Raw genomic sequence first — 6,833 nt, forward strand, 5'->3', positions numbered from 1 at the left:
CTTGTTTTAATTTTTTTGCAAGCCTCTTTTTAGAAGGTCTATTTGTACGAGATAATTTTTTAGTGCTTCTTCATCGGTATATTCCTTAACGAACAGTTGAACAAGGTTCTGAAAGGTAACGCCCATCAGAATTTTCAATACATGGTGCAGTTCTTGTTCATCCTGAATGTTCAATTTAGTTGTATCAATTAATTTGATGGTATTAAAATACTGGGTTTTCTGGTTTTCCTCGTAAACATTATTCGCTAAGGTTTTTTCGTGTTTATAGTTCATATTTAAATAAACATTTTTAAAGAAGTTTTTGTGTTCTGGATTTCGATGGACCTCGAGCATAAATTGAAAGGTTGCAATAAATGACTCAAATAAATCTCCGTTTTTCTCCTTCAGCACGGAAAGAAATCGTAGATGACTTTTTACGGATAATTGATTTAACAGGTAATAAAATAAATCCTCTTTATCCTCAAAATATTGATAAAAGCTGCCCCTAGGGATTCCAGCACTTTTAATAATATTTGCAATGGATGCCTCATGTAATGGAACCCTGGAAAACTCCTGTTTAGCAGCCTCCATTAAAGTCTCCTGTTTATCCTTCGATAAGTGAAAATACGTTTGTTTTGGCATATCGATTCTCCTATCATCAAATGTGACACCGTGTCACAACTAGGTACTAACAGATTATAGATGACACCGTGTCATAAGTCAACACCAAAAGTGACACCATGTCATTTTTGGTGCCTGTCACCTTTTTTAATTTTGAAAGCCATAGGGACGGTTCTTTTGGCCAAATCTCATTTAGTACTTGTGCCAGGCACCCATCAAGAAAGTGAGAGTATGACCTGTTCCAAGAAGTGACGTTTTTTTTTATGAATCTCCACTATGAATACCTTCACTAATAAGGAAATCGAAGGAACTAATCAAACGATTAGTTAAAATCATAAATTGTTGAAGCATGATAGAAAAAGTAGATTCATAGTTTTTATTAGATTTGGCCGCAAAATAACAATAAATTTAAATTTTTCCTTCGCAAAATATTTTCCGCGAAAACAGGTTAAAGTTCGTTTTTCAAAAGGGATTAAACTCTACTTAATCAATCGATTAGTTGAAAAGAACAGGAAAGTATATTGTCGTAGAATATCAGTTTGTAAATAGTAGAAAACTTACGGAATAGTTAAAATATTCAATTTAAACATTTGACAGATTTGCAATAGTGATATTAGAATGTATTTATATATAAAATATTGTTTTGTATATAAAACAGCGAATTTACAGGGGGTATCTAAATTGTTTAAGCGAAAATGTTTATCGGCTATTCTATTATGTTTTGTGCTTCTGGTTTCTGCTTGTAGTCAGGGTAAAGAAACAACCACAGAAACAAAAGGGGATTCAGGGGTAAAGACGACTAAGCTTACGTTTTCAGAACCTGCACGTATTTTATCCGTTGCCCCACTATATGTAGCTATTGAACAAGGATACTTCGAGGATGAAGGAATTGAAGCGAAGATTGCCTCAGGCGGCGGCGGGGCACAAGTCATTGCATCGATTTTGTCTGGTGAAGCACAGTTTGCCGTTTCTGGCCCTAGAAGTATGTTCACTCCGCTTGATAAAGGCGAAGATTTGGTAGCAATTCAATCTTTAAATTCTGCCCTGACCTATCAAATAACACTATCAAAACAATATCAAGATAAGAAGAAGATTTCTAAAGATTCATCACTCAAGGAGAGAATTGCGGCATTGGATGGCGCAACTATAGGGACAAACTTAGTTGGTGATTCTGGAGACGTTTATACACGCTATTTAATGAAATTGCATGGGGTCGATCCTAATTCTCTTGAAACTGTGAAACTAGCAGGAGATGGACCGAAAATTGGCGGCATGCAAGAGGGAATTGTTGACGGTGGTATTGCCTCACCTCCAATGGGGCTGCAAGCAGCTAGTAAGGATGTTGGAGATGTAATCATCAATACAATGGAAGAGCCAATGTATGCAAACATGGTTTGGGAAGTGGTGTTTGCAGATAAGAAGTTTTTAGAGGAAAATCATGAAACATCTTTAAAGGTAGTTAGAGCCATTGGGAAAGGCATGGAGTTCACCCGGGATAACCCGAGAGAAGCAGCCGAGTCGATTACCTCCTATTTTGAAGGTATTGATGTAGACATCCTTGAACAATCTCTTGTCGGATTAAAAGACACTTTTAAAGGGTATGGAGAAATGAATCAGGAAGCTTGGGATAATGCTCAAGATCCATTGATTGAATATGGTGACATATCAGGTGTGAAGACGAAACAAGACACGACGGAAGATGTTATTTGGACAAATAGCTATATTGAAGAAGCCTTTAAAAAATAATGATAGCTAGAAGGAGTGATTGATAACGTTATGGGGACGGCAGCATCACTACAAAATTTGAAATTATCCACTCGCTTTTTAGATGTCACCTACGTAAACACTAAAACAGGTACAGAAGTGATTGCCCTTGAGAATATAAACTTAGACATAAAAGATGGTGAATTTATTTGTATTGTCGGGCCAAGTGGCTGTGGAAAAACAACGTTTTTAAATACGGTGGTTGGCTTATTGAAGCCCAGCAGAGGTGAAATCCTGCTAGATCAAAAGAAGATTGATGGACCTGGTAATGATAGAGCTATGGTTTTTCAAAATCCCAGTCTTTTACCATGGAGAACCGTTCTGGAAAATGTTCTTTATGGGGTTGAGCTTCAAAAACAGTTATCCGTAGATAAAAAGCAGGAAGCGAAAGAATTTATTGAGATGGTTGGCTTAAAAGGATATGAAAATCATTATCCCCATGAATTATCAGGGGGAATGCAGCAGAGGGTAAACTTAGCACGGGCCTTAACCGTTAATCCATCATTACTGCTGCTTGATGAACCTTTTTCTGCACTCGACGCACAAACGAGGGAATTTATGCAAGGCGAGCTTCTGAGAATATGGAGTGAGACCAAAAAGACGAGTCTTTTTATTACACACCAAATTGATGAAGCTGTTTTTCTAGCAGATCGGGTATTCGTCTTTGGGGCAAGACCCGGACGTGTCGTAGAGGTTATTGATGTGAATATTCCTAGACCAAGAAATCTGCATGTTAAACGAAGTCCTGAGTTTGTTCATTTAGTAGATCATATTTGGTCGATTATTGAAAAGGAATCTTCGAAACAAGGGATAACAAAGGGAAGTAAGTAATGGGAAAGGGGGAGTTTTATGACTCAGAGTAATCTCCAAGCTGTACAATCAGAGCCTAAAATAAAAAAGAAATGGAAATTAAAAAAAGAAAGCAAGACTTACATGATTAGTTCTGTTTCCGTTCTACTGTTTCTTCTTTTTTGGGAGTTTGCCTCCCAAAATGAATGGATTAACCCATTATTTATAAGTTCTCCTATTGAAATTGTGAAAGCAGCGGTAGTAATGGTCCAGGAGGTCTCCTTTTGGGAGAATATGAAAGTAAGTGGATATGAATTTATAGCTGGATTTTCCTTGGCTATATTCATTGGAATCCCTATTGGTGTATTCTCAGGCTGGAACCCCTACTTTAATGCCGTTGTGAATCCGTTCATTTCAGGATTATATGTAACGCCTAAGGTTGCCCTGTTGCCAGTGATTGTTATTGCATTTGGAATTGGACCCGCATCGAAAATTGTTATCGTTTTTTTGATGGCTTTCTTTCCAATCGTCATGAGCGCACAAAAGGCGATGTTAACTTTGGACCAAAACTTAATCAAGGCAGCCAGAACATTTAATGCAAGTGAGTTTCAAATTTTCAAAACCATTGCCTTACCTTCTACCGTACCCTTCCTTTTAAATGGTATAAGGCTAGGAATTGGTCAAGGCCTGATAGCTGTAGTTGTAGGGGAGTTATTCGCATCAACAGCTGGTATTGGATATCAATTAACAAGCAACGGGCAGAATTTACAAACGGATCGTATGTTTGTTGGTGTATTAGTCATTACCTTAACAGGGTTAATCCTCACTACATTATTAGGTGTAATTGAAAGGCGATTTTCATCCTGGAAGCCGGACCATAGGTAATTGGATCAGAATACCGCTCGGTTGTGGTTTTAAAGTAATGGTGGAGAGTTGAGCTCTCCGCTTTTTTTTGTCTAAGGTAGGGTTATAAATGGGTTTGCTTTTCGCATTGCAGCGGAAAATCGTAGGAATAATCTCATATTGATATACTTTTTAAAAATGAAGTCTATAAAGTCGGAATGTTGTTAATTATATGTTTTAATAGAGTAATACGGTAAAGTAGTGGAAAAAGGAGAGGGAATTATTTGCTGACAAACCATTTAGACTTTAGACTTGAACCGCAATTAAAGGAGCTATATGAGGAACACAAAAGAAGGGCTGCAAAAATAGATTGGGGCTATCATGATTTCTTACCTTGGGATAAAGCACAGGATTTCCGCAGGGTACCTTGGAACCCAGAACAGGTAACACTGCCGCCAGGTGTGGTAACGGCAGTAGAGACGGCACTTCTGACAGAGGTTAATCTACCATGGTTCACATCCCATCTCGATCAAACCTTTAAAGGGTCGCTTTCTGTCATCAAGGATTTTGTCCATACCTGGACAGCAGAAGAAGATCAGCATTCAAATCTTTTGGAGACCTACCTTTTGATTACTAGAAACGCTGATCCCAAACGCATTCGTCAATTGCACAAGCAGACGGTAGAAGGTGGATGGGAGCCGGATTTTCATACCCCTTTTGAAACAATGGTCTATACTTCGCTCCAGGAACTCGCAACGATGGTGTTTTATTATAATGTTGCGAAGGTAGCGGGACCTCATGATAAAGAATTGGCTACGCTCCTAAGAAGGCTCGCTAAGGATGAAACCCTGCATTATGCATTTTATCGTGATGTCATCAAGTTACATTTACAATTGGAACCGAATTATTGCTACTATCTAGGTTATGTGATAAAGAATTTTCAAATGCCTGGTACGGTTATGCCTGATTTTGAAGACCGGATGTCTATTATTGCAAAGGAAGCCAATTATGGACCGCTTGAGTACTTTGATCAAGTGCTGGATGTCATTGTGGATTATTGGGATATTCAGAATCTTAGACCGATTGCACCAGAAGCAGAAAAGGCGCGACTGGATATCCTTAACTATCATGCAAGGCTAAAACGTGTAAGAGATCGATTTTATGCTGGTGTTAACCGTAAATAAAATGGGCTATGTTTAGATACACCTATGCAAAATATATATGCAGGTAGGTGGTCGATTTTTGCAGGTAGGATGTTTAAATAGGCAGGTAAACAACTGAATTAGGCAGGTAGAGGAGAGATTTTGGCAGGAAAGAGTTTTTTCATGAAAGAAGGTACTTTAAATCTTCCTGCTTCATTGAGATTATACTCCTTTCAACCCTCTAATTAGCAGAGCCAGGCTGTCGCCTGGCTTTTTCAGTTAACTGGACTTGCCTTCGGGATGAATCTGCAGGTAAATGATAGGTATTGGCAGATAGATTGGCTAATCAGGCAGGTAAACAAATAAATGATGCAGGTAGGGGAGAATTATTGGCAGGTAAGTGGAATCGGGTGCCAGGTACCATTAAAAGTCAAGATTAGCGGTTCACTAGACAGAGCGATTTGGCACGTTAAGTATCGAATGGTGACTCCAGTATGTATGGTAAACGGATCAAGTCCAAGTGGATTAGCGCTTCCGTTTCCGCTCATTAGACTTTTTTATTTTCATTATTTTTGTTGGTGGCTGCTTCTGGATCCATTTAAGATAACGTGATAGTTGGGAATCTTGCTTTAATTCAGGTATGGTTGATAATCGGGCTGCGATCTCTGCATTGGTATAAAGAGCATGGATTTGTTTATGGCAGGGGATACATAAATTGGCCGTAGCACCAAATGTACCACCCATCTCTTTCGGCAGCAGATGATGTACAGTTGTCTCTACTTCCTCTCGCTCACAAAGTTCACATGTACCCATTGTCTGCCACCTGATTTTTCCTATCCATTGCTAGCGCTCCATGACCAAATCATGTCTGCACCGCAACAACAATGATGGTAAAGGGATGTATATATATTTATTCTTAAGGTTCCTCTCTGTTTTATGCATTTATTTTTCTATGTCCTATATGCACCATTAAAAAGTAATCTTGTTATTAAAAATGAGGTATGAAATCGTGAATTCGCAATTGACACAGGAGGGGCTTTTTATATCGGTCACAGGAAAACGCCCCCCGTCGTCGAGGCAGTAGGAATGGGTACAACCAAAAAGACTAAATGATGGTTGTTCGTCCAAGCCATTTTGCCGATTCTTAATAAACTAACTATATAAATTGGTTTGTTAAGAAGGGAGCAAGGAAAATGCCAGGTAAGAAAAAACACCATAAGCACCATCATGGCAAAGACAAGAAGGATGATAAGGAAAAACACGAACATAACGGTGGCAATAAGCAAGACAAAAACGACAAGCACGATGACGGCAATAAACAGGACAAAAATGACAAGCACGATGGTGGTAACAAGCAGGACAAGAACGACAAGCATGATGATTGTATGAAGCAGGACAAAAACGACCATCACGATGATTGTGGCTGTAATAAGCAAAACAAAAACAACCAACACCATGATGGTAAAAAGCAGGACAACAATAAGCATGATGATTGCAACAAACAGGACAAGAATGACAAACACGATGATTGTGGCTGTAAAAAGCAAGACAACAATAACAAACACGATGATTGTGGCTGTAAAAAGCAAGACAACTGCAACAAACACGATGATTGTGGCTGTAAAAAGCAAGACAACTGCAACAAACACGATGATTGTGGCTGTAAAAAGCAAGACAACTGCAACAAACACGATG

The 6,833-nt window shown here is 38.7% G+C and carries 7 protein-coding genes; 4 read left to right on the plus strand and 3 right to left on the minus strand.

The genetic code is table 11. The annotated features are described in order from the left end of the window. Nucleotides 1–6: 6 nt before the first annotated feature. Nucleotides 7–621 (minus strand): TetR/AcrR family transcriptional regulator, encoded by a 615-nt coding sequence (locus tag ACIQAA_RS25265; protein ID WP_402625280.1) that lies wholly within the window; start codon nucleotides 619–621, stop codon nucleotides 7–9. Between the two features lie 660 nt (nucleotides 622–1,281). On the opposite strand from ACIQAA_RS25265, the gene ACIQAA_RS25270 reads away from it, so the two are divergent. The 4 genes from ACIQAA_RS25270 to ACIQAA_RS25285 all read left to right on the plus strand — a co-directional run bounded on the left by ACIQAA_RS25270 (nucleotide 1,282) and on the right by ACIQAA_RS25285 (nucleotide 5,180). After that, a complete protein-coding gene (locus tag ACIQAA_RS25270) occupies nucleotides 1,282–2,346 on the plus strand; it encodes an ABC transporter substrate-binding protein (RefSeq protein ID WP_402625283.1) in 1,065 nt (354 codons plus the stop codon). Nucleotides 2,347–2,361: 15 nt separating this feature from the next. After that, complete coding sequence (locus ACIQAA_RS25275) at nucleotides 2,362–3,195, plus strand: ABC transporter ATP-binding protein (protein ID WP_402625286.1); 834 nt, start codon at nucleotides 2,362–2,364, stop codon at nucleotides 3,193–3,195. 18 nt (nucleotides 3,196–3,213) lie between these two features. Next, on the plus strand, nucleotides 3,214–4,038 hold the full coding sequence (locus tag ACIQAA_RS25280; RefSeq protein WP_402625287.1) for an ABC transporter permease: 825 nt from the start codon (nucleotides 3,214–3,216) through the stop codon (nucleotides 4,036–4,038). A gap of 242 nt (nucleotides 4,039–4,280) precedes the next feature. Further along, the gene (locus ACIQAA_RS25285) at nucleotides 4,281–5,180 is read left to right on the plus strand and encodes an acyl-ACP desaturase (RefSeq protein WP_402625290.1); all 900 of its coding nucleotides are present in this window, start codon (nucleotides 4,281–4,283) and stop codon (nucleotides 5,178–5,180) included. A gap of 483 nt (nucleotides 5,181–5,663) precedes the next feature. Here the strand turns inward: ACIQAA_RS25285 and ACIQAA_RS25290 are convergent, their stop codons facing one another. Next, complete coding sequence (locus ACIQAA_RS25290) at nucleotides 5,664–5,951, minus strand: HNH endonuclease (protein WP_402625292.1); 288 nt, start codon at nucleotides 5,949–5,951, stop codon at nucleotides 5,664–5,666. Between the two features lie 236 nt (nucleotides 5,952–6,187). Further along, a partial coding sequence (locus tag ACIQAA_RS25295) for a hypothetical protein (RefSeq protein WP_402625295.1) occupies nucleotides 6,188–6,833 on the minus strand: 646 nt, incomplete at its 5' end.

The organism is Neobacillus sp. NPDC093182, from assembly GCF_044754045.1.